This window comes from Sphingomonas sp. SRI_018 (genome assembly GCF_057586275.1).
The window spans coordinates 64,296-87,130 of the sequence record NZ_JBYCZO010000001.1 but is presented as its reverse complement, the minus strand read 5'-3'; the positions used below and the strand labels follow the sequence as shown (position 1 = coordinate 87,130).

The 22,835-nt window shown below is 68.9% G+C and carries 20 protein-coding genes and 1 tRNA gene; 9 read left to right on the top strand and 12 right to left on the bottom strand.

Annotated features, from left to right (window positions below; translation table 11 throughout):
* Positions 1-56 precede the first annotated feature (56 nt).
* A complete protein-coding gene (gene ppdK / locus AC2YHA_RS00425) occupies positions 57-2,741 on the top strand; it encodes a pyruvate, phosphate dikinase (RefSeq protein ID WP_487399921.1) in 2,685 nt (894 codons plus the stop codon).
* Positions 2,742-2,813: 72 nt separating this feature from the next.
* Here ppdK and AC2YHA_RS00420 read toward each other — a convergent pair whose 3' ends face one another.
* Positions 2,814-3,320 (bottom strand): hypothetical protein, encoded by a 507-nt coding sequence (locus tag AC2YHA_RS00420; protein ID WP_487399920.1) that lies wholly within the window; start codon positions 3,318-3,320, stop codon positions 2,814-2,816.
* Between the two features lie 139 nt (positions 3,321-3,459).
* Here AC2YHA_RS00420 and AC2YHA_RS00415 point away from each other — a divergent pair, with 139 nt between their 5' ends.
* Positions 3,460-5,100, top strand: a complete 1,641-nt coding sequence (locus AC2YHA_RS00415; protein ID WP_487399919.1) for a hypothetical protein — start codon at positions 3,460-3,462, stop codon at positions 5,098-5,100.
* A gap of 15 nt (positions 5,101-5,115) precedes the next feature.
* On the opposite strand, the gene AC2YHA_RS00410 is transcribed toward AC2YHA_RS00415, so the two are convergent.
* A tRNA-Tyr gene (locus AC2YHA_RS00410) sits at positions 5,116-5,201 on the bottom strand.
* Positions 5,202-5,352: 151 nt separating this feature from the next.
* On the opposite strand from AC2YHA_RS00410, the gene AC2YHA_RS00405 reads away from it, so the two are divergent.
* Genes AC2YHA_RS00405 through AC2YHA_RS00395 form a run of 3 tightly spaced genes read left to right on the top strand, consistent with a single transcriptional unit; the run spans position 5,353 to position 8,469 of the window.
* Complete coding sequence (locus AC2YHA_RS00405; RefSeq protein WP_487399918.1) at positions 5,353-6,963, top strand: M20/M25/M40 family metallo-hydrolase; 1,611 nt, start codon at positions 5,353-5,355, stop codon at positions 6,961-6,963.
* On the top strand, positions 6,960-7,715 hold the full coding sequence (locus tag AC2YHA_RS00400; protein ID WP_487399917.1) for a TrmH family RNA methyltransferase: 756 nt from the start codon (positions 6,960-6,962) through the stop codon (positions 7,713-7,715). Before AC2YHA_RS00405 ends, AC2YHA_RS00400 begins: the two co-directional genes overlap by 4 nt.
* A gap of 16 nt (positions 7,716-7,731) precedes the next feature.
* Positions 7,732-8,469: a hypothetical protein gene (locus AC2YHA_RS00395; RefSeq protein WP_487399916.1), complete on the top strand. Its 738-nt coding sequence runs from the start codon at positions 7,732-7,734 to the stop codon at positions 8,467-8,469.
* A 208-nt stretch (positions 8,470-8,677) separates the two neighbouring features.
* On the opposite strand, the gene AC2YHA_RS00390 is transcribed toward AC2YHA_RS00395, so the two are convergent.
* Positions 8,678-8,995 carry a 2Fe-2S iron-sulfur cluster-binding protein gene (locus AC2YHA_RS00390; RefSeq protein WP_487399915.1) on the bottom strand — a complete coding sequence of 106 codons (318 nt, stop codon included), beginning with the start codon at positions 8,993-8,995 and terminating at the stop codon, positions 8,678-8,680.
* Positions 8,996-9,056: 61 nt separating this feature from the next.
* Between AC2YHA_RS00390 and AC2YHA_RS00385 the strand changes: the two genes are divergently transcribed.
* Positions 9,057-9,674 carry a DNA-3-methyladenine glycosylase family protein gene (locus tag AC2YHA_RS00385; RefSeq protein WP_487399914.1) on the top strand — a complete coding sequence of 206 codons (618 nt, stop codon included), beginning with the start codon at positions 9,057-9,059 and terminating at the stop codon, positions 9,672-9,674.
* 7 nt (positions 9,675-9,681) lie between these two features.
* On the opposite strand, the gene AC2YHA_RS00380 is transcribed toward AC2YHA_RS00385, so the two are convergent.
* Positions 9,682-9,870: a hypothetical protein gene (locus tag AC2YHA_RS00380; protein WP_487399913.1), complete on the bottom strand. Its 189-nt coding sequence runs from the start codon at positions 9,868-9,870 to the stop codon at positions 9,682-9,684.
* Between the two features lie 129 nt (positions 9,871-9,999).
* Between AC2YHA_RS00380 and parE the strand changes: the two genes are divergently transcribed.
* Together parE and AC2YHA_RS00370 are read left to right on the top strand one after the other, a co-directional pair.
* Complete coding sequence (parE, locus tag AC2YHA_RS00375; RefSeq protein WP_233783546.1) at positions 10,000-11,979, top strand: DNA topoisomerase IV subunit B; 1,980 nt, start codon at positions 10,000-10,002, stop codon at positions 11,977-11,979.
* Positions 11,980-12,052: 73 nt separating this feature from the next.
* Positions 12,053-13,387: a serine hydrolase gene (locus tag AC2YHA_RS00370; protein ID WP_487399912.1), complete on the top strand. Its 1,335-nt coding sequence runs from the start codon at positions 12,053-12,055 to the stop codon at positions 13,385-13,387.
* A 14-nt stretch (positions 13,388-13,401) separates the two neighbouring features.
* Here AC2YHA_RS00370 and AC2YHA_RS00365 read toward each other — a convergent pair whose 3' ends face one another.
* The 6 genes from AC2YHA_RS00365 to AC2YHA_RS00340 form a co-directional block, all read right to left on the bottom strand.
* A complete protein-coding gene (locus tag AC2YHA_RS00365) occupies positions 13,402-14,889 on the bottom strand; it encodes a DUF4403 family protein (RefSeq protein WP_487399911.1) in 1,488 nt (495 codons plus the stop codon).
* Positions 14,890-15,148: 259 nt separating this feature from the next.
* Positions 15,149-15,982, bottom strand: coding sequence for a TIGR00266 family protein (locus AC2YHA_RS00360; RefSeq protein WP_487399910.1), 834 nt, complete (start codon positions 15,980-15,982; stop codon positions 15,149-15,151).
* A gap of 605 nt (positions 15,983-16,587) precedes the next feature.
* Positions 16,588-16,848: a hypothetical protein gene (locus AC2YHA_RS00355; RefSeq protein ID WP_233783550.1), complete on the bottom strand. Its 261-nt coding sequence runs from the start codon at positions 16,846-16,848 to the stop codon at positions 16,588-16,590.
* On the bottom strand, positions 16,845-17,633 hold the full coding sequence (locus tag AC2YHA_RS00350) for a LysR family transcriptional regulator (protein ID WP_487399909.1): 789 nt from the start codon (positions 17,631-17,633) through the stop codon (positions 16,845-16,847). The genes AC2YHA_RS00355 and AC2YHA_RS00350 overlap by 4 nt, the downstream gene beginning before the upstream one ends.
* Positions 17,630-18,028 (bottom strand): Co2+/Mg2+ efflux protein ApaG, encoded by a 399-nt coding sequence (gene apaG, locus AC2YHA_RS00345; protein ID WP_487399908.1) that lies wholly within the window; start codon positions 18,026-18,028, stop codon positions 17,630-17,632. The genes AC2YHA_RS00350 and apaG overlap by 4 nt, the downstream gene beginning before the upstream one ends.
* On the bottom strand, positions 18,028-19,233 hold the full coding sequence (locus AC2YHA_RS00340) for a trans-sulfuration enzyme family protein (protein ID WP_487399907.1): 1,206 nt from the start codon (positions 19,231-19,233) through the stop codon (positions 18,028-18,030). The genes apaG and AC2YHA_RS00340 overlap by 1 nt, the downstream gene beginning before the upstream one ends.
* Before the next feature lie 294 nt (positions 19,234-19,527).
* Between AC2YHA_RS00340 and AC2YHA_RS00335 the strand changes: the two genes are divergently transcribed.
* The gene (locus tag AC2YHA_RS00335; protein ID WP_487399906.1) at positions 19,528-20,757 is read left to right on the top strand and encodes a phospholipid carrier-dependent glycosyltransferase; all 1,230 of its coding nucleotides are present in this window, start codon (positions 19,528-19,530) and stop codon (positions 20,755-20,757) included.
* Positions 20,758-20,889: 132 nt separating this feature from the next.
* Here AC2YHA_RS00335 and leuB read toward each other — a convergent pair whose 3' ends face one another.
* Both leuB and recO read right to left on the bottom strand, forming a co-directional pair.
* A complete protein-coding gene (gene leuB / locus AC2YHA_RS00330) occupies positions 20,890-21,939 on the bottom strand; it encodes a 3-isopropylmalate dehydrogenase (protein ID WP_487399905.1) in 1,050 nt (349 codons plus the stop codon).
* A gap of 44 nt (positions 21,940-21,983) precedes the next feature.
* Positions 21,984-22,715, bottom strand: a complete 732-nt coding sequence (gene recO, locus AC2YHA_RS00325) for a DNA repair protein RecO (RefSeq protein ID WP_487399904.1) — start codon at positions 22,713-22,715, stop codon at positions 21,984-21,986.
* Between the last annotated feature and the right edge of the window lie 120 nt (positions 22,716-22,835).

The following is a 22,835-nucleotide window of genomic DNA, read 5'->3' as shown; positions in this document are numbered from 1 at the left end:
CTCCCGATGGTGCAGCGCACCACGGACAGGAAACAGAGTTCCATCAAGGGGATCAGATGATGGCCACCGCTCCGACCGCCGCCAACGACCAGCGCTACGTCTACCGCTTCGGCGGCGGCGTCTCCGACGGAGGCAAGGGCGACCGCAACCTCCTCGGCGGCAAGGGCGCCAACCTGGCGGAGATGGCCTCGATCGGCCTGCCGGTGCCCCCGGGCTTCACGATCAGCACGGCGATGTGCACCCGCTACTACGACGAGGGCGGCATCTTCCCCGACAGCCTCAAGGCGGAGGTTGCGCAGGGCCTCGCCCATATCGAAGCCGTGACTGGGAAGAAGTTCGGCAATGCCAACGACCCGCTGCTGGTGTCGGTCCGCTCGGGCGCCCGCGCCTCGATGCCGGGGATGATGGACACCGTCCTCAACCTCGGCCTCAACGACCTGACCGTTCAGGGTCTCGCCGCCGTCTCCGGCGACCAGCGCTTCGCCTGGGACAGCTACCGCCGCTTCATCCAGATGTATTCCGACGTGGTGCTGGAGCTCGACCACGCCCGCTTCGAGGAAGCGCTGGAGATCGCCAAGGAGGACCGCGGCTACACCCTCGACACCGAGATGACCGCCGCCGACTGGCAGGCGCTGGTCGCCGAATACAAGGCGCTGGTCGAGGAGCTGTGGAGCAAGCCCTTCCCGCAGGACGTCCACGACCAGCTGTGGGGCGCGATCGGCGCGGTGTTCGGCTCCTGGCAGTCGGAGCGCGCCAAGGTCTACCGCCGCCTCAACGACATCCCGGCGAGCTGGGGCACCGCGGTCAACGTCCAGGCGATGGTGTTCGGCAACATGGGCGACACCTCGGCGACCGGCGTCGCCTTCACCCGCGATCCCTCGACCGGCGCCAACGCCTATTACGGCGAGTTCCTGATCAACGCCCAGGGCGAGGACGTCGTCGCCGGCATCCGCACCCCGCAGTACCTCACCAAGGCCGCCCGCGAGGCCGCCGGCGCCAGGCCGCTGTCGATGGAAGAGGCGCTGCCCGAGACCTATGCCGAGCTGGCCAAGGTCTTCGACCTGCTCGAGCGCCACTATCGCGACATGCAGGACATCGAGTTCACGGTGCAGCAGGGCAAGCTCTGGATGCTCCAGACCCGTTCGGGCAAGCGCACCGCCAAGGCCGCGCTCAAGATCGCGGTCGACATGGCCAACGAGGGGCTGATCACGAAGGAGGAAGCGATCCTCCGCGTCGACCCCGCCGCGCTCGACCAGCTGCTCCACCCGACGCTCGATCCGCAAGCGCCGCGCGACGTGCTGACCAAGGGCCTCCCCGCCTCCCCGGGCGCCGCATCGGGCAAGGTGGTGTTCGACGCCGACGCCGCCGAGAAGGCGGCCGTCGCCGGCGAGAGCGTGATCCTGGTCCGCGTCGAGACCAGCCCCGAGGACATCCACGGCATGCACGCCGCCAAGGGCATCCTGACCGCACGCGGCGGCATGACCAGCCACGCCGCGGTGGTGGCGCGCGGCATGGGCCGCCCCTGCGTGTCGGGCGCCGGCACCCTGTCGATCAAGGCCTCCGAAGGCGTGATGCGCGTCGGCCAGCGCGAGGTCCGCGCGGGCGAGGTCATCACCATCGACGGCACCACCGGCGAGGTGATGGTCGGCGAGGTGCCGACGATCCAGCCCGAGCTCGCCGGCGACTTCGGCACGCTGATGGTGTGGGCCGACGCAGTGCGCCGCCTCAAGGTCCGCGCCAATGCCGAGACCCCGCTCGACTGCCGCACCGCACGCGAATTCGGCGCGGAGGGCATCGGCCTCTGCCGCACCGAGCACATGTTCTTCGACACCGGCCGCATCACCGCGGTCCGCCAGATGATCCTGGCGTCGGACGAAGCCGGCCGCCGCGCCGCGCTCGACAAGCTGCTGCCCGAGCAGCGCGCCGACTTCGCCGAGATCTTCCGGGTGATGGCCGGCCTCCCCTGCACCATCCGCCTGCTCGACCCGCCGCTGCACGAGTTCCTGCCGCACGAGGAAAGCGAGTTCGCCGAGGTCGCGGAAAGCTCGGGTGTCGACATCGAGACGCTCAAGCGCCGTGCCGCCGAGCTCCACGAGTTCAACCCGATGCTCGGCCACCGCGGCTGCCGGCTGGGCGTGACCTTCCCCGAGATCTACGAGATGCAGGCCCGCGCGATCTTCGAGGCGGCGGTCAGCCTCGACGAGGCGCCGGTGCCCGAGGTGATGATTCCGCTGGTCGCCACCGCCCGCGAGCTCGAGCTGATGAAGGCGGTCGTGGACAAGGCCGCCGAGGCGGTGTTCGCCGAGACCGGCAAGCGCGTCGACTATCTGGTCGGCACGATGATCGAGCTGCCCCGCGCCGCGCTCAAGGCCGGCGAGATCGCCGAGGTCGGCGAGTTCTTCTCGTTCGGCACCAACGACCTGACCCAGACCACGCTGGGCGTGAGCCGCGACGACGCCGGTCGCTTCCTCACCGCCTATGTCGAGCAGGGCATCTACGCCAAGGACCCGTTCGTCAGCCTCGACGTCGAGGGCGTCGGCGAGCTGGTGAGGATCGCCGCCGAACGCGGCCGCGCGGCGCGCGACGGCCTCAAGCTCGGCATCTGCGGCGAGCACGGCGGCGACCCGGCGAGCATCGCCTTCTGCGAGGCGGTCGGCCTGGATTATGTCTCGGCCTCGCCCTACCGCGTGCCCATCGCCCGCCTGGCGGCGGCGCAGGCGGCGCTTGGGAAGGAGGGCTAAGGGCTAAACAACTCCGTTCGCCCTGAGCTTGTCGAAGGGCCGTCCTTCCTCTTCAGGCAAGAAAGGACGGATTCACCCCCAGCGCCGGCCGTGCTCCTCGTCGCGCCCTTCGCGCAGCAGCGCTGCCTGGGCGCGCCAGTCCTCCCGGGCGACGGTGCCGGGCTCGAGCCCTAGCCGGCGTTCGAGCTCGGCCTCGTCCTCGACGCTCATCGTCTCGACCTGCTCATAGGTCTTGATCCCCTCGGCGTTGATCGCCTTCTCCCGCCCCTCGTCGATGCCGCGGATGCGCGAGAGATTGTCGCGGCCCCAGCCGAACCAGCCCCGCCGCGCCGGCCGGGTGTCGGCGCCTTCGATCATCTGCGCGGTGACCGGCGCCGCCTTGGCCAGCCGGTCGCGCTCGGCCTCGGCGGCGGCGATGCGGGCTTCAGCGTCCTTGCGGTAGATGGCGTGGTCGACCTCGGCCTGCCGCAGCCGCTCGCGCCACTTGCGCCCGCCGGGGTGTGACGCGAGCCCGAACAGCCAGCCCGCGATCAGGCACAACGCGAGCACCGCATATTGGGTCGGCGTGGTAAAGATCATGTGCGCCTCCTGTTACGGAGGCCCAACGATGCGGAGACAGGATGCGTTCCAAGCCTCGAACGACGTCCGCAGCGGCCCCGCTGTTCAGGTCGCCGATCAGTGATAGATTGATGTCGATCCGGTGTGTGGGGGATGCACCATGAGGCGGCCTGAGAAGACGAACCGGTTCTGGACGCTGCTGCTGGCCTGCGGATCGCTGATCGCCGCGGAGCAGGGCCACGCGCAAACCGCGCCTGCATCACCCTCAGCCGGAACCGGCGACGTGACTGTGATCGGCCGGAGAATGCCTGCCGCGGAGGCGCCTCGTTCGACGACCTGCGAGGCTCTGGTCAGGGACCCGTTCTTCAGGGCGCAAATGGAAGCCGCCGCCTCGCGGGGAGTCCTGGGGCCGGCCATCTATGTCCCCACCAGACGCCCGCGGAATCCCGACTATGGCGCTCCGCCGTCGGTCCCTGTCGGGTCGGCGCTGCCGTCTCTCTCGAAATCACGCTTCGGCGTTCGCGATCCCGTTTATGGCGGCTCGGCGCCGGCTACAGCCACCCCCGAGGGCGGCGAGGTTCCGGCAGATGGGGCTGCCGTCGCTTCTGTAGACCAATCCAGCATCGACAGCGCCATTGCTGCCTGCCGCACGGCCTACAGCAGAGGCGGCGGCACGCCCAACGCCGGCCGGGGTCTGCCCTCCGGGATCGGCGAGGCCTTCAGCGGCCCGGCGGCGGGGTCTGCCGGCTATATCGACGGCCGGGCAACGATCGCGCGCAACGATACCACGCTGCCTATGGCCTTCGCCCTGTTCGATCAGGGCCGCTACGGCGAGGCGCTCGAATGGTTCCGCAAGGCGTTCGCGAAGCTCCAGTTTCGCGAAGGTGGCGACGAGGCGGCGCTCTTCATCGGCAAGATCTATCTTCAAGGGCTGGGAGAAAAGTCCGACCCGATCGAAGCGATCAAATGGCTGAAGAAGGCCGCGACCGCGCCCTTCGATCCGACCATGGAGACCCCGGTTTTCGACCCAAGGGAGCCCGAGCGGAACACCGCCGTCGGCGAGGCTGCCGTGATCCTGGCCAATCTCTACCGCACCGGCTTCAAGGGCATTCCGAAAGATGGCATGGAAGCCCGCAAATGGTTGGAGCGCGCCTATGATGTCGGGCATGTTCCTGCCGCCAAGATGCTCGGCGATTATTATTACTATGGCATCGACGGGCCTCGGGACGCCAAAAAGGCTGTGTCCTATTACCGCAAAGCCGCCGAGCTGAACCTCCCGGCTGCTCAGTTCGCGCTGGCCGAGATTCTGTACCATGGCGACGATGGCGTGCCGCAGGACAAGAAGGTGGCACTGGGCTGGTACCAGGCGGCCGCCACGCTCGATCACGGTGGTGCGCTTTATGCTCTGGGCGAGGCCTATGAATCAGGCGACGGCGTCGCGGCCGACCCGCAGCGGGCGATCGGGTTCTACAAGACCGCCGCATTGCATGGGAACGCCGCGGCGATGGTGGCGCTGGGTCTCTGCTTTCATGAAGGCAAGATCGTCTCCAGGGATCTTCCCGTAGCTCGCGGATGGTTCGAGCAAGGCGCAGCACGATCCGATCCGGACGGCATGTTCAACCTCGCTGCCATGCTTGCCAATGGCGAAGGCGGCCAAAAGGATGTGGTCACGGCGTGGGTATGGCTGAAGCAGGCCTCCCTGCTCCGCCACGAGACGGCGACGCGCGCCTTGGCGGTCCTCGAGGGGCGAATGACCGAAACGGAAAGACGTGCCGGAGCTGCCATCCTCGCGCGCCGGTGACGGTGTTTCGGATGATGGTGGAAGGGGCTGGATTCGAACCAGCGTACACTTGCGTGGGCAGATTTACAGTCTGCTGCCTTTAACCACTCGGCCACCCTTCCACGGGGTGCTCTTGTCGAGGCGAGGGGCGCCCAATGCCGAACGTGTTGCGCCATGTCAACGCGTGTTCGACTTTGCGAGCGAGCGGCCTTGTCAGCAGGGGCGCCGGTCAATAGCACCGCGACCATCCAAACGATCGAAGGGGGGATAACGATGCGCCTTGCCCATGCTCTCGCCGCCGTCTCGCTGATCGCGCTCGCCGCGCCCGCGCCCGCCGAGACCGACCGCACCCAGGTCGCCCGCATCATCGACGAAGGCACCAACCAGTCGGAGGTGGCGCGTACCGCCGAGTATCTGTCCGACTTCATCGGCCCGCGCCTCACCAACTCGCCGAACATGCGCAAGGCGGAGGAATGGACCCAGGCCAAGTTCCGCGAATGGGGCCTGCGCAACGTCCACAAGGAAGGCTTCGATTTCGGCCGCGGCTGGTGGATCGAGAGCTCCTCGGTGCGGATGGTGACTCCCCGCCCGATCCAGCTCACCGCGATCCCGATCGCCTGGACGCCGCCGACCAACGGCACCATCTCGGCGCCGGTGATCGTCGCACCGATGAGCGCCGAGCGCCATTTCGACGCCTGGCGCGGCAAGCTCCAGGGCAAGATCGTGCTGATCTCGCTTCCCACCGACGGCTCGGAGCCCGACAAGCCGGCCTTCCAGCGGCTGGGCAACGACGACTTCGCCAAGCTCGATCAGTATAAGCAGCCGCGCTACGATCCCGATGCCACCGACCGGCGCATCAAGCGCTTCGAGTTCGCCAAGAAGCTCGGCGCCTTCCTGAAGGCCGAGGGCGCCGTCGCCTATGCGACCGAGAGCTACCGCGACGGCAAGCTGGTCCATGGCGAGGGCTATCTCTACGGCGTCGGCGACACCATGCCGCTGCCCGGCGTGCAGATCGCAGCCGAGGACTATCGCCGCCTCGCCCGCATCGCCAAGGTCGGCCCAGCCCCGGTGCTCGAGATCAACAGCAACGTCCATTTCGACGACAGCGACACCCAGGCCTACAACGTCTTCGCCGACATCCCCGGCACCGATCCCAAGGCCGGCTACGTCATGGCCGGCGCGCATCTCGACTCATGGGTCGCCGGCGACGGCGCGGCCGACAACGGCGCCGGCAGCGCGATGATCATGGAGGCGGCGCGCATCCTCTCCGCGATGGGGGTGAAGCCGAAGCGCACGATCCGCTTCGCGCTCTGGGCCGGCGAGGAACAGGGGCTGCTCGGCTCGATGGCGTTCGTCGAGAAACACCTCGCGACGCGCGGCAGCGGCGCCGACACCAGCAGCGGCATCGGCCGGATGATGGGCTGGACCAACCGCTGGCCGATCACCCCGCAGCCGGGTTACGGCGACCTCGCCGCCTATTTCAACATCGACAACGGCTCGGGCCGGCTGCGCGGCATCTATGCCGAGAACAATCCGGCGGTGGTGCCGATCTTCAAGGACTGGCTCGCCCCCTTCGCCTCGATGGGCGCGACGCAGGTGGCGATCTCCAAGACCGGCGGCACCGACCATGTCTTCATGCAGGCGGTCGGCGTGCCGGGCTTCCAGTTCATCCAGGATCCGCTGGACTATGGCAGCCGGGTCCATCATTCGTCGGTCGATACCTTCGACCATCTGAAGGCCGACGACATGCGCCAGGGCTCGATCGTGCTCGCCGCCTTCCTGCTGAACGCCGCCAATATGGAGAAGCCCCTGCCCCGCGCGGTGCCGCAGCAGCCAAAGGTCACCGATCCCTTCGCCTATCCCGATCCGGACGAGGACCGGTGAGCCGGCGCGGACACAGGCCCAGCCAGGCACCGGCGTCACGGCCGCGCTTCTGGGGCCGCCACCCGGTGATCGCCGCGCTCGCCAATCCGGAGCGGACCGTGCGCCGCATCTGGGGCACCCGCGAGGCGCTGGCGGCGCTGGGGCCGTTGCCGAACACGATTCCGGTCACCTTCGCCGACGCCGCCGACCTCGGCCGGCTGGTGCCGTCGGACGCGCCTCACCAGGGGCTGGTGGCGGAAGTCGATCCGCTCGAGGACATCTGGCTCGGCGACCTCCTGGAGCAGGGCGCCGGCGACCGCCGTCCGCTGCTGGTGCTCGATCAGGTGACGGACCCGCACAATGTCGGCGCGGTGCTGCGCTCGGCGGCGGCGTTCGACGCGCTCGGCATCGTCACCCAGGACCGCCACGCTCCGCCCGAGTCCGGCGCGCTGGCGCGCTCGGCCTCGGGCGCGCTGGAGACGGTGCCGTGGGTGCGCGTGGTCAACCTCGCCCGCGCGCTCGAGGAGATCGCCGAGGCGGGCTACTGGCGGATCGGCCTCACCGGCGCCGGATCGGTGACCCTGGCCGAGGCGCTGGGACCGCCCAAGGTGTGTCTGGTGCTCGGCGCCGAGGGCGAGGGCATGCGCCAGAACACCGAAGCGCATTGCGACCAGCTTGCGCGGCTGCCGATCTCGCCTAAGGTCGAAAGCCTGAACGTATCGAATGCCGCCGCGATCGCCCTCTATGCGGTGGCGACCTCCGCGGCGGCCTGAACAGGGGTAACCGCATATGTTGGCTCGTCTCAGAAGCCTGTCGCTCGCGCTCGCCGCGCCGCTGATCCTGTGGGGCTGCGTGCTGACGCCGGGCAAGTTCGTGTCGACGCTCGATATCCGCGCCGACCGCAGCTTCGCCTTCACCTATGTCGGCGAGGTCTATGCCGTCGACATGGGCAAGGAGTTCACCAAGGGGCTCAAGGACAGCGACACCGACAAGACGTCGACCGACGCGACCGGCGATGAGGCATCCGCGAAAGCGATCGCGGCGCAGGATGCGAAGGGCGACGACGCGAAGGGCGGCGAGGACAGCGAGGCTAAGAACAGGGCGATCGCCGAGGCGCTGTCCAAGGAGGCGGGCTTCCGCAAGGTCCAGTATGTCGGGAACGGCAAGTTCGAGATCGACTATGCCGCCTCGGGCAAGCTCACCTATCCCTTCCTCTTCCCGTTCAGCAGCGATGCCGAGGTGATCTTCCCCTTCGTGATGGTCGAGCTGCGCGGGGCCGACCGCATCCGGGTCAAGGCGCCGGCGTTCGGAGCGGATTCGTCGAAAAGCAGCATGTCGGACGCTGGTAAGGCCGCGAACAAGGTCGACGGAACCTTCACGCTCACCACCGATGCCGAGATCGTCAGCCAGAACAACGAAAGCGGCGCCACGACGGCGGGCGGGAAGAAGACGATCAGCTGGCGCGCGACGCCGACGACCAAGGATACGCCGATGGCGGTGCTGAAAGTGGCGCCTTTGGCGCCTTGATCCCGGTTCACGCGAAGGCGCGAAGAAGAAGAAAGAGAGTTTTGTTCACGCAGAGGCGCGGAGAGCGCAGAGATAGGTGCCTGTCGGCAATCTCGGCCGCGTCAGTGGCCTTCTTCGGACGATAAGGTCTCGCTGACGCGAGATGATTGCCGCTGGCTAGACATCTCTGCGTCCTCTGCGCCTCTGCGTGAACCAATTAGCGGGACGGTCAGTCCTCCGCCGCAATCCTCACCCTCAGACCATCCAGCGCCGTGGTGAACTCGATCTGGCATCCGAGACGCGAGGTCTCGTCGCGGTCGCTCGACGAATCGAGCAGGTCGTTCTCGTCCTCGCTCATCGGCGGGAGTTTGGCGGCAAATTCCGGATCGACATGGACATGGCAGGTGGCGCACGAGCAGCAGCCGCCGCACAGCGCGAGGAGCTCGTCGAATCCGTTGTCGCGGATCACTTCCATCACCGACAGGCCGGCATCGCCCTCGACAGCGCGCTCCTGTCCGTCGCGGGTGGTGACGATCAATGTCGGCATGGCTATCTCCTGACGTTCGCCTGTCCCATGCCGTGCACGTCAACCGAATTCAAGGAATCCCATGGGCCTATCCGCCGAACAGCTCCGCATCTCGATCGACGCGCTGGCTTCCATCGAACCGGCGTTCGCCGTCGCGCTGCAACGCGCCGGCTATCCGGAGCCCCGCATCCGCGCGCGTGGCTATGAGACGCTGCTTCGGACCATCGTCGGCCAGCAGGTGAGCGTCGCCGCCGCGCAATCGATCTGGACCAGGATGGAAGCGACGCTCGGCGATCTCACCGACCCCGCGAACGTCGCCGATGCATCCGACGAGATGCTGCGTGCCAGCGGGCTCTCACGGCAGAAGGCAAGCTATGCCCGCAGCCTCGCCGAGGAGGTCACCAGCGGTCGGCTCGACCTTGCGAACCTCCCGGAGGATGACGAGGGGGCGATCGCGGCGCTGACCCGCATCAAGGGCATCGGCCGCTGGTCGGCGGAGATCTACCTGCTGTTCGCCGAGGGGAGACCCGACGTCTGGCCCGCCGGCGACCTGGCGGTGCAGGTCGAGGTCGGGCGGCTGCTCGGCCACACCGAACGGCCTAGCGAGAAGGCGGTGCGCGCCCTCGCCGAGCCGTGGCGGCCGCACCGCGGCGCGGCCGCGATCATGGCCTGGCACCACTACAAGATCGAGGTGATCTGAACGCCGCTCAGGTGAAGGGCGACGGCGGCATTGCGGGGATCGGATCGCGATCGACACGCCAGCCGTGCTGATCCTTGATCATCCGGGCATGGCACCCGCGGCACACCGACCGCAAGGCATCGGGATAGTGGACCGCAGCCCCGCGGCTGCGGCGATGCACGCCGAACAGACACAAGACACGCTGCATCAGATGCATGGCCATTCTCCTCCGTACGCGACGGCAGCCCCTGGCCGATGCCGGTCCATACCACCGATCGCATTGCGATGCACATGGACGCGCGACATGGTTGCGTGAGGGAATCGCACCCTCCTATAGCTTTGTTCCATGTCCGAAGATCTGTTCGCCGCGCCCATCCCCTCCTCCAACGACTACGACGCATCGTCGATCGAGGTCCTCGAAGGGCTGGAGCCGGTCCGGCGCCGTCCGGGCATGTACATCGGCGGCACCGACGAACGCGCGCTCCACCACCTCGCGGCCGAGGTCCTCGACAATGCGATGGACGAGGCTGTGGCCGGGCACGCCACGCGGATCGAAGTGACGCTGGAGCCCGGCAACCGCCTCACCATCGTCGACAATGGGAGAGGTATACCCGTCGATCCCCACCCGAAGTTCAAAGACAAGTCCGCTCTGGAGGTGATCCTCTCGACGCTCCATTCCGGCGGCAAGTTCAACGGCAAGGCCTATGCGACCTCGGGCGGCCTGCACGGCGTCGGCGTCAGCGTGGTCAACGCGCTGAGCAAGGACACGGTGATCGAGGTCGCCCGCGACCGGCAGCTCTATCGCCAGAGCTTCTCGCGCGGCGTGACGCTGGGGCCGCTCGAGCATGTCGGCGGCACCCCCAACCGGCGCGGCACCAGCGTCGCCTTCACGCCCGACGACGAGATCTTCGGGCCGGAGATGCACTTCAAGCCGGCGCGGCTCTACAAGCTTGCCCGGTCCAAGGCCTATCTGTTCGCCGGCGTCGAGATCCGCTGGAAATGCGATCCCTCGATCATCACCGACGACACGCCGCCCGAGGCGGTGTTCCAGTTCCCCGGCGGCCTGGGCGACCATCTGCGCGAACAGCTCGCCGGGCGGGAGTGCGCGACCGCGGACTTCTTCGCAGGAAGGCAGGATTTCCCCGACGAGCAGGGCCGCGTCGAATGGGCGGTGGCCTGGCCCTTGTGGTCCGACGGCAGCTACAGCTGGTACTGCAACACCATTCCCACGCCCGACGGCGGCACCCATGAGCAGGGCCTGCGCCAGGCGCTCACCCGCGGTCTGCGTGCGTTCGGCGACCTCGTCGGGCAGAAGAAGGCAAAGGACATCACCGCCGACGACGTGATGACCGGATCGGAGCTGATGCTCTCGGTCTTCATCCGCGACCCGCAGTTCCAGAGCCAGACCAAGGACCGCCTGACCTCGCCCGAGGCGACCGCGCTGGTCGAGCGCGCGGTGCGCGACCATTTCGACCATTTCCTCGCCGACAACATGGAGCGCGGCCGCGCGCTGCTCGGCTACGTCCTCGAGCGGATGGACGAGCGCCTGCGCCGCAAGGCCGAGCGCGAGGTCAAGCGCAAGACCGCCACCTCGGGCCGCAAGCTCCGCCTCCCCGGCAAGCTCACCGACTGCGCCGCCGACAGCCCGGAGGGGACCGAGCTGTTCATCGTCGAGGGCGATTCGGCCGGCGGTTCGGCCAAGCAGGCGCGCGACCGCAAGACGCAGGCGATCCTGCCGATCCGGGGCAAGATCCTGAACGTCGCCTCCGCCACCTCGGCCAAGATCCTGGCCAACCAGGAGATCGCCGATCTGATCCAGGCGCTGGGCTGCGGCACGCGGAAGGACTGCGTCCCCGACAACCTGCGCTACGAGCGCATCGTCATCATGACCGACGCCGACGTCGACGGAGCGCACATCGCGACGCTGCTGATGACCTTCTTCTTCCAGGAGATGCCCGAGCTGGTCCGGCGCGGGCACCTCTATCTGGCCCAGCCGCCGCTTTTCCGCCTGACGGTGGGATCGAAGTCGATCTACGCCCGCGACGACGCCCACCGCGCCGAGATCGAGGCGAACGAGTTCAAGGGCAAGAAGGTCGAGGTGTCGCGCTTCAAGGGGCTGGGCGAGATGAACCCGCAGCAGCTCAAGGAAACGACGATGGACCCGGCGACGCGCCAGCTCCTCCGCATCACGCTGCCGCAGGAATATGAGGAGCGCGCCGGGGTGAAGGACCTGGTCGACCGGCTGATGGGCAACAACCCGGCGCACCGCTTCGCCTTCATCCAGGAGAATGCCGCGCGGCTGGAGGAAGAGGCGATCGACGCCTGACGCGGCAAGGTCCTTGCCCCGTGGAGACTTGTGTATTATTCTAGTAATACACATCCTTGGGGGAAATGCCGCAATGCGATCCTTGCTGCTCAGCCTGCCCGCGCTCGTCCTTTGCGCACCGGCGACTGCACAGACTGCTCCGGCGCAGGCACCAGCTGCCGTACCGGTGCAGGCGGCGCCCGAATTCAGGGCGCGGGTGAACGAGCTGGCGGAGATCCTGTCCGGCAAAGGCGACTACGACGCCTATTTCGCCCCGGCCTTCCGCGCCCAGGTGCCGAAGGAGAAGGTCGACCAGATTGTCGCGCAGCTGCTCGCCGCCGCCGGCCCCTATTCCGATCTCCAGCATCTCGAGCCCGCGACGCCCTGGTCGGGCACCGTCACGGTCGAATATCGCGACGCGCTGGCGACCGCCCGGATCGCGGTCGACCCGAATGCGCCGCACCAGGTCACCGGCCTGCTGATCAACGGCGTCACCGCGCGCGAGAAGACGCTCGACGAGGTCGCCGCGGCGGTGAAGGGGCTGCATGGCGCATCGGGGCTCGCGCTGGCCAGGCTCGGCGCCGGCGCGCCGCAGATGCTGGTCGAGCACAACGCCGACCGGCTGTTCGCGATCGGATCCGAGTTCAAGCTGGTGATCCTGGCCGAGCTGATCCGCGCCACCAATGCGGGCGAGCGCAAGTGGGACGACCTCGTCACCCTCGACGGCGCGCCGCTGCCCGGCGGAGGCTATGCGCAGAAGCCGGCCGGGACGCAGGTGTCGCTGCGCGAGCTGGCGACGCAGATGATCTCGGTGAGCGACAACAGCGCGACCGACATCCTGCTGACGACGCTGGGCCGCGAGAAGGTGGAGGCGATGATGCCGGTGGTAGGCATCAAGGACCCGGCGCGCAACCGGCCCTTCCTGGGTACGGCCGAGCTGTTCAAGCTGAAGGGCGTCGGCGGCGGTGCATTGGGCAGGCGCTATCTCACGCTCGACGAGGCGGGCAGGCGCAAGCTGCTCGCGGGCGAGGTTGCCGCCACGCCGCTCGGCGCGGTCGATCCGATGCTGTTCAAGGACGGCAAGCCGGTGATGATCGATCAGCTCGAATGGTTCGAATCGCCCGCCGACCTGGTGCGCGTGATGGACTGGATCCGGCGCAATACCGAGGGGCCGAAAGGCGCCGACGCGCGGGCGGTGCTCTCGAAGAACGCCGGCATCCCGCCGCTGGCTGCGGGCAAATGGCAATATGTCGGCTACAAGGGTGGTTCGGAGCCCGGCGTGATGGCGATGACGCTGCTGCTCCAGGCGAAGAACGGCGACTGGTACGTGCTGACCGGGAGCTGGAACGACCCCGCGCGCGACGTCGAGGCGGGCCGCTTCGCCGGGCTGATCGGCAAGGCGGCGGAGCTGGCGGCGCCTGCTCCCTAGCAGCGCAGCCCGCCTCATCGCGTCGCCGGACTGTACCGGATCGCCGCGCTCCCCCTCGCCCGCACCGGCAGGAACAGCCCCTGCCCGGTGACCCTGATCTCGCCGTTGCTCACATCCGAGACATTGGCCGACAGCAGAAAATCGCCCTCGCGCCGCCCGGCGATCGCCTTGCGCGCCGCCGTCAGTACCCGCTGATAATCCGGCGCGAAATCATGCGTCAGCGATTGGCGGATCTCGGCCAGCACGCCGGGGTCGAGGAACAGCTGGATCAGCATGTCCACCGCCTGCCGGTCGGTCTCTCCCGCGATGCTGAGGTCGCGCACACGCACCAGCTGCGAATCGGGCTCGTTATACGGTACGCCCCACAGCCAGACCTCGCCATGCGTGGTGGTGAGCTCCGGCCGCGAGCGCGCCCGCACCTTCGCCTTGACCCCGACCGCCAGCCGCCCGCCTTCGGTCGCATAGACGGTGACCTTGCCGAACTCGGCCTCGACCGGACCGACGCCTTTCAGCGTGATCCCCTTGGCCGCCCGCTTGACCAATGCGCGGTGCACCACCGGCTCGAGCTGGGCATAGTCCGCCAGCACCGGCACGAAGAAGCGCAGCCCGCGCGGACCGAGCCGCGTCGCCGGCGGCGGCAGCGGGGTCGGCGCGGGATCGGGCGGGCGGCCGCCGACGAAGGTCTCGGTCAGCGCCTCGGCCTGGAGCGTCATCTCCAGCCGGCGGCCGGCGACGCGATAGCCGCCGAAGCCCAGCCGCTTCGGTGTCACCCGCATCCAGGCGGGCGGCTTCTCGCGATTGAGCTCGATCGCGGTGAACGCCTGCCGCCACAGCTGCTCGATCCGTGCGCGGGCGTGGAGCTTCGCCAGCTCCTGCGGCAGGCTGCGCTCGAGCCCGGCGATCACGCCCTTGAGCTTGGCGTCGGCCTTTTCGGCGAACTTGATGCGCTGGCCGAGGAAGTCGATGCCCGGCGGCTCGGTCCAGTCATAGGCGATGTCGACCTTGGCGGTGGGCTGCCACGCGCGGTCGACCGCGAGCCGCACCGTCGCGCGCACCTCGGCGGCACCGGTCGCGGTCTCGCCCTTGAGGACGCCGCCGACGTTGCGCGCCGCGATCACCGCCGAGACCGGCAGCGTCGCGATCAGCGACTGGCCCTTGCCGCTCAGCCGGATACGCCCGCGCGTCACCTGCCCGACGATGCGGCAGCCGATGTCGGGCGTCACCTTCGCGCGGACGCCCAGCACCTTGACGCGCTTGGCGGCGACGCATTTTGGCTGGAACCTGTCGATCCGCCAGAGCTGGCGCGGCACGCGCGCGTTGAGGCCCGCCTCCAGCGCGGCGAGGTCGATCGTCAGCGGCACCACGATCGTCGAGGTCTCGCTCGGCAGGTCGGCCGGCGTCTCGACCTTGGGCGGTGCCGGGTTGCCGCCGTGCCTGCGCTCGCGCTCGCATCCGCCGAGCAGCGTCACCGCGATCGCCGCCGCAATCCACCCTCTCCGCATCGGCGTTTCCCCTCGCCAGCAGCTACGGCACCCAGGATCAGCCGCCTCGCACGGCCGGCCGAGGGGAAGTCAAGCAAAGCAAATCCTATTAGGGAAGCGATTTTGTCGGGGCTTGCTCCCACACGTCATGCCGGACTTGTTCCGGCACCCACTCCTCCGCGAGGACGGGCGTCGAGGTTCCGGCTGGAGCCGCGAAACCTGCGCTCGGCTGCCCCGTGGACCCCGGAACAAGTCCGGGGTGACGATGGGAGGGCAGATGCTAGTCGTTCCCGCCAATGAAGTCGCCGAGGCCGCCCAGGATCGACCCTTCACCGCGATTCTGCCCGCCGCGCGACCCTGCCGCCGCCAGCATCCGGCCGGCGAGGCGCGAGAAGGGCAGCGACTGCACCCACACCTTGCCGGGACCCCGCAGCCGGGCGAAGAACAGCCCCTCGCCGCCGAAGAACACGCTGCGCACGCCGCCCGCGGTCACCAGGTCGAAGTCGACGCTCGGCGTATAGGCGGCGAGGCAGCCGGTATCGACGTGCAGCTCCTGCCCCGGCGCCAGCTCGCGCTCGACGATGGTGCCGCCCATCTGCACGAACACCCAGCCGTCGCCGTCCAGCCGCTGCATGATGAAACCCTCGCCGCCGAACAGGCCGGTCATCACCCGGCGCTGAAAGGCGACGCCGATCGTCACGCCCTTGGCCGCGGCGAGGAAGCTGTCCTTCTGGCAGATCAGCGTGCCGCCGACGTCGCTGAGCTTCAGCGGCATGATCGCGCCGGGCACGGGCGAGGCGAAGGCGACGCGCGCCTTGCCGGAGCCGTTGTGGGTGAAGACGGTGGTGAACAGGCTCTCGCCGGTCACCAGCCGCTTGCCGGCGCCGAGCAGCTTGCCCATGAAGCCGCCGTCCTGGCCGCTGCCGTCGCCGAACACCGTGGTCATGCCGACCGCGGCATCCTTCCACACCAGCGCACCCGCCTCGGCGACCGCGCTCTCGCCGGGATCGAGCTCGATCTCCAGGAACTGCAGCTCCTGGCCCTTGATCTCGAAATCGATGTCGTCGGCGACGCCGCTGCTGCGCGCGTGCGACCACGGGCTCGACTGGGGCATGATTCGCTCTCCACTTGAGGATGACGCGGGGCCCATAGCGCGGGCCGCGGCCGGCACACAGTGGCTTGGCAGGTCACGGCGACCGCGGGGTCGAGGTTGACCAAAAAAGTTGACTAAATTGACTCGCGGGACATGTGCGCGAGCCAATACGGCCCCGTCGCGAGAGGGGGATGACTGAAACGCGGCGCCGACGCGACATCGGGGTCACACATGCGCGACACCGAAGCGACAGATACGCGACACGTGCGCGACGCTGACGCGACACACGAGCACCGCCGGCGCAGCACATATGCGGCACCGGCGCGACGGGGGAAATCGACAGGGTCAAAGAGCGGGCCGATGCCTACGCAGATCGGGGATCGGGCGATCCGAGCAAACGAAATCCTATATTGCAAGGGCGCAAGATCGTCGGCGTCAGGTGCCTAGACTCGGGTTCGATCAGGCTCGCACTCTCGACCCTTCTTAGGCCCCTCCCCTTCAGGGGAGGGGTTGGGGGTGGGGCCTATCCACGGGCAACCCGCTTGCGGCACTGCCCCACCCCAACCCCTCCCCTGAAGGGGAGGGGCTTGCACACCTCAACGATTCAATCTGGTCGAGCCCAAAGCCTAAAGCCTGCGCATCCGTTGCATGTGATAGCGGACGCGCCGCCATGTGCCGATCAGCATCAGGCCGAGCGCGGTGACGATCAGCGCGAGCGGCACCACCTCCGGCAGCGACGGCAGCACGCTGCCGCGCAGGATCGCCGCGAGCACGCCGAGCAGCGCGAGCGCAATGCCCGACAGGCGGGTGCCACGCGCCACCATCCGAAGCTCATGACGATAGCGCGCGAGCTCGGCCGGGTCGCCGAGGTCGGGCCGCTCGCTCACGACGCCAGCGCTTCGACCAGCGCCTTGACCTTCTTCTGCCGCCACTGCGGCAACGGCGCCATCAGCCAATAGCCGCGCGCGACCATCCTGGGCTCGCCGACCATCACCACGCGTCCCGCCGCCAGGTCGGCGCGGGCGAGCAGCTCGGGCACGCAGGCCCGGCCCAGCCCCGCCGCCGCCGCGTCGAGCGCGAGTCCGGCGTCGGCGACCCGCACCGGCGAGGTCGCGTCCTCGCCCATGCAGCCGGGCCAGGCGATCGCGACGTCGGCGCCGCCCGAAGGCGCGGTCACCGTCACCATGCCGTCCGATTCGAGCGCCTCGCCTTCATGCTCGCCCGGTCCCTCGCCCCAGCGGATCGCGAGGTCGAGGTTGGCCTGGGCGAAGTCGACCTCCTCGTCGGCGACGATCGCGAAGCGCAGCTCCGGGTCGGCGGCGGCGATCTCGGTCAGCCGGGCCATCAGCCACTTGGCGGTGAGATCGCGCGGCGCGGCGATGGTCAGCGACTTGGACGACTGCCCCGCCTGCATCGCGCGCACCGCCTCCTCGAACTGAAGAAAGCCCTCGCGCAGCGCCGGCAGGCCCGCCTCGCCTTCCGGCGTCAGCTCCAGCCCCTTGGTGGTACGGCGGAACAGCACGGTGCCGAGCGTATCCTCGAGCGCGCGGATCTGCTGGCCGACCGCGGCCGGGGTCACCGCCAGCTCGTCGGCCGCGCGGGTGAAGGACAGGTGCCGCGCGGCGGCGTCGAGGACGCGCAGGCCGTTGAGGGGGAGATGGGTGCGTTTCATACCCCCACCGCCGGCGCCAGCAGCGCGAACTTGGGGATGGCGACGTCGAAGCCTTCGCCGTCCTCGTCGATCATGTGATAGCTGCCCTGCATCGACCCGGTCGGCGTCGACAGCGGGCAGCCCGAGACATAGTCGTAGCTCGCCCCGGGCGTGATCACCGGCTGCTCGCCGACCACGCCCTCACCCTCGACCGAATGGCGCGCGCCGCGGCCGTCGGTGATGATCCAGTGGCGGGTGAGGAGCTGCACGGTCCGGTCCGACGCGTTCTCGATGCGGATGTGATAGGCCCAGAACCAGCGTCCGCGCGCCGGCTCCGACTGTTCGGCTAGATAGCTCACCTGCACGCGCACCGCGATCCCGCGGGTCTCGGCGGCGTGGGCGAACAGCGCCTCCATCAGAGCCCCACGGCCCTCAGCGCCTGGTCGAGGTCGTCGATCAGGTCCTGCGGGTCTTCCAGCCCGACGTTCATGCGCAGCATGCCTTCGTTCACCCCCATCTCGATCCGCTTCGCCTCCTCGACGCCCGAATGGGTGGTGGAGGACGGATGCGTCATCAGCGAGCGCGAATCGCCGATGTTGTTCGAGATGTCGACGAGCCGCAGCGCATCGAGCAGGCCGTGCGCCTGCTTGCGCCCCTCGACCTCGAAGGCGAAGATCGATCCGGCCGCCTCCATCTGGCTCATCGCCAGATTGTGCTGCGGGTGGCTGGGAAGGCCCGGGTGGAGGACCCTGGGCACGCGGCCTTCCAGGAATTTGCCGACCTTCAGCGCATTGTCGCTCTGGCGGCGGATGCGCAGGTCGAGCGTCTCCAGCCCCTTCAGCACCACCCAGGCGTTGAACGCGCTCAGCGTCGGTCCGGTGTTGCGGGTGAAGGGAAGCAGGGTGTTGGTGATGAAATCCTCGGTACCGCACACCGCGCCGGCGAGCACGCGGCCCTGGCCGTCCATCGCCTTGGTCGCCGAATGGGCGATCACGTCGGCGCCGAATTCGACGGGGCGCTGCAGGATCGGGCTGGCGAAGGCGTTGTCGACCACCGTGACGATGTCGCGCTCCCTGGCGAGCGCGCACACCGCCCTCAGGTCGACGATGTCCATCGTCGGGTTGGCGGGGGTCTCGAAGAACCAGACCTTGGTATTGCCCTTGGACGCGTCGACGAACGCCTGCGGGTCGCGCGCGTCGACCACGGTCGTCTCGATACCGAAGCGCGGCAGCAGCGTGTCGGTCAGCCAGCGGCACGATCCGAACGCGGCGCGCCCGCCGACCAGATGGTCGCCCGCCGAGAGCTGGCAGAGCAGCGCCGCGGTCATCGCCGCCATGCCGCTCGCCATGGTGCGGCACGCCTCGGTCCTCTCGAGCAGGGCGATGCGGTGCTCGAGCATCTCGACGGTCGGGTTCTGCAGCCGCGAATAGGTCATGCCGACCTGGTCGCCGGCGAAGCGCGCGGCGGCGTCGCCTGCGCAGTCATAGGCATAGCCGGAGGTGAGGAAGATCGCCTCGCTCGTCTCGCCCCATTCCGAGCGCGCGGTGCCGCCGCGCACGGCCTGGGTGCCGGGACGCCAGTTGCGGGTGATCGATGTGTCCTGTCCGGTACGGCGCTTCATGCGAAGTGCTTTGGCGGAGGGGACCCCGTGGGGTCAACCTCCCCCAGGCGTCATGCCGTAACCCGCCACTTAATCTATATCTCAAGCCCCTCCCCTTCAGGGGAGGGGTTGGGGGTGGGGGCGTGCGGCAGGCTTTATCGCTTGGGGCGAGTCCCCACCCCAACCCCTCCCCTGAAGGGGAGGGGCTCGCCGGATGTCGATCTGACTTAGATCAGGGGAGTCTTGTTCCAGCCTCCGTCGGACGGCAAATACGGCGGCAAGGGGCCTGGCACCCGGCATGACGGAGAAAAGCCCATGACCGCCCGCCGCCCGTGGCTCGTTGCCCTCCTCATCGGCCTCGCCGCGCAGATCCTGTTCAGCGTCAACGTCGCCCGGCCGCACAAGCTGATGTTCGACGAGGTCCATTACGTCCCCGCCGCCCGCGCGATCCTCACGCTCGACCGGCCGATGAACACCGAGCATCCGCTGCTCGGCAAGGAGATCATCGCCGCCGGCATCGCCGTCTTCGGCGACGATTCGCTCGGCTGGCGCGCCTTCTCGACGCTCGCCGGCACCGCGACCGTGCTGGGGGTGTTCGCGATCCTGGTCCTGCTGTTCGGCAGCGTCCGCACCGCGAGCTATGGCGCCTTGTTCACCGCGCTCAACTTCACCGTGTTCATCCAGGCGCGGATCGCGATGCTCGACGGCTTCATGGCGGCGTTCGTCGTGCTCGGCATCGCCAGCCTGCTGTGGGCGATGAGTGCGCCGCCGGACAAGGTCCTGCGGCGCTGGCTGCTCGGGGCGGCGCTGCTGGGGCTCGCCACCGCGACCAAATGGGCGGCGGCGCCTTATGTCGCCTTTGCGATGGTTGCTTTCCTCTGGGTGCGCAGCATCCGGCCGCGGGCCTGGCCGGGACTCGGCAGGGCCAGGGCGGTCCTGTCGCTCGGGATCGTCAGCGTCGCGGTCTATTTCGTCACCTTCCTGCCTGCGCTCTTCTACGCGCACGATGCGCTGACGCCGGCCGGCATCATCCCCTTCCAGTGGCGGATGTACGAGAGCCAGACGCAGATCCTCTCCCCCCATCCCTATCAGTCGAGCTGGTGGAGCTGGCCGCTGATGCTCCGGCCGATCTGGTATCTCTACGAGCCGGTCGACGGCGCGGTGCGCGGGGTGCTGCTGATCGGCAATCCGGTGATCATGTGGGGCGGGCTGGTCGCGGTGCTGCTGCTCGTCTGGCGGTGGTGGAAGGGGTCGGCCGAGGCGGGCGCGGTCGTGCTGCTATGGGCGGCGTCGCTCGCGATCTGGGCGATCATCCCGAAGAGCCTCGGCTTCTACTATTACTACCACCTCTCCGGCATCTTCATCTGCATCGCGCTCGCCGCCGCCTGCCACATGTACGGCCGCGGATCGCGCAGCTGGTGGACGGCCGCGACCGCCGTCGCCGCGGCGGCGATGTTCGTGCATTTCTACCCGATCATCGCCGCCGGGGCGCTGCCCGACGACCAGGGGTTCAACCGCTGGATGTGGCTCGACAGCTGGCGCTAGGACGGATCGGTCTTAAGCCCCTCCCCTTCAGGGGAGGGGTTGGGGTGGGGCCTAGCCCTGGGCGATAGAGCCTGCCGCACTGCCCACTGCCCCACCCCCAACCCCTCCCCTGAAGGGGAGGGGCTTAACGCGCTACAGCCGCGCCAGCACCGCGTCGCCCATCGCCGAGGTGGCGAGCGAGCCGCCGAGGTCCGCCGTGCGCGCGCCGTCGGCGATCGCCGCCGCCACCGCCGCCTCGACCCGGTCGGCCGCCTCCGGCTGCCCCAGCGAATGGCGGAGCATCATTGCCGCCGACAGGATCGCCGCGCACGGATTGGCCTTGCCCTGCCCCGCGATGTCGGGCGCCGAGCCGTGGATCGGCTCGTAGAGGCCGCACGCGCCGCTCCATTCGCTGAGCGACGCCGACGCCAGCATCCCGATCGAGCCCGCGCACATGCTCGCCTGGTCGGACAGGATGTCGCCGAACATGTTGCCGGTGACGATCACGTCGAACTGGCCGGGCGCGCGCACCAGCTGCATCGCGGCGTTGTCGGCATACATATGGGTCAGCGCGACTTCGGGGTAGCTCGTCGCCAGCTCGTTCACCACGTCGCGCCACAGCTGCGAGGTCTCCAGCACGTTGGCCTTGTCGACCGAGCAGAGCCGGCCCTTGCGCCGCTTCGCCATCTCGAAGCCGACCGTGGCGATCCGCCGCACCTCGGCCTCGTCATAGGCCATTACGTCATAGCCCTGGCGCAGCCCCTCGGCGGTGCGGCGCTGGCCCTTCTCGCCGAAATAGACGTCGCCGGTCAGCTCGCGCAGGATGACGAGGTCGAGCGTGCGTACGATCTCCGGCTTCAGCGCCGATGCGTCCTCCAGGCCCGGAAAGCCCTTGGCGGGCCTCAGGTTCGCGAACAGGCCGAGCGCCTTGCGCAGCCCCAGGATCGCCTGCTCGGGCCGGAGCGAACGCTCGAGATTGTCGAAGCGCGGATCGCCGACCGCGCCGAACAGCACCGCATCGGCCTGCTGCGCGAGGTCGAGCGTCGACACCGGCAGCGGATGGCCCAGCGCCTCATAGCCGGCGCCGCCGACCGGTGCCTCCTCGAAGGTGAGGTCGAGCCCCAACGCCTCGAGCACGCGCCGCGCCTCCGCCACTACTTCCGGTCCGATCCCGTCGCCGGGCAACAATGCGATCAATGCCATCTATCTTCCCTCGGTTCGGCGCCGCATTGCCGGGCGCGAGGCGATCACGCAACCGCGCGTTTGAGCCGTTCGACCAATCGCCCCCGCGCCGCGAGCGCGTCGGCCGCGCGGCCGTGGAGCAGGTCGCGTTCGAGGAAGTGGCCGGTGAGGCGGAGGCCGTCGAGGATGTCGTTCCACTCGGCCGCCCCGCCGCCCTGCAGGAACGCCGGATAGCGCAGCAGCCGCGCCTCGTAGCCCGCCGCCGCCGACCGGCTCACCGCCGCGCCGCTCTTGGGGCTGACATAGGCGAGGTCGTCGTTCGATCCGGTCGCCACGCAGCGGTCGAGATCGAGCCCGAAGCCGAGCTCGGCCAGCACCAGCAGCTCGTAGCGGACCAGCGCGCCCGCCCAGCCGCGCGCGCCCGGCGCTGCCTCGATCCCGGCGAGCAGGCCGTCGAGTGCCTCGTAGAGCCGCGGATAGGGCTGCGCATCGGGCAGCGTCGCCGCGGTGAGCGCGGTCGCCCATTCGAGCGCGGCGGCGGCGAGCGGCTCGGCATGGAGCGGCGCGCGGCTGTGCACCAGTTCGACGGTGAGGCCGGCCAGCGTCTCCTCGGTCCGCGATCGCCATTCGCCGAGCACGATATTGGCCGGCTGGAGGATCGGCCTCAGCTTGCGCGAATGGCCGCCACGGACATAGCCGGGCTGCACCCCGTCCGCCGGGGTCAGGCAGCGCACCACCGCCCCGTGCTCGCCATGCGCGCGGACCGAGAGGACGATGGCCTGGGTGCGGAGGTGCATGAGGGAGACATATAGGTTCCTCCCCGGCACGGGGAGGGGGACCATTGCGTAGCGATGGTGGAGGGGGCCCTCCCCAAGATCGCCTCGCTTGTGGTCGCCCCCCTCCACCACGACGCTGCG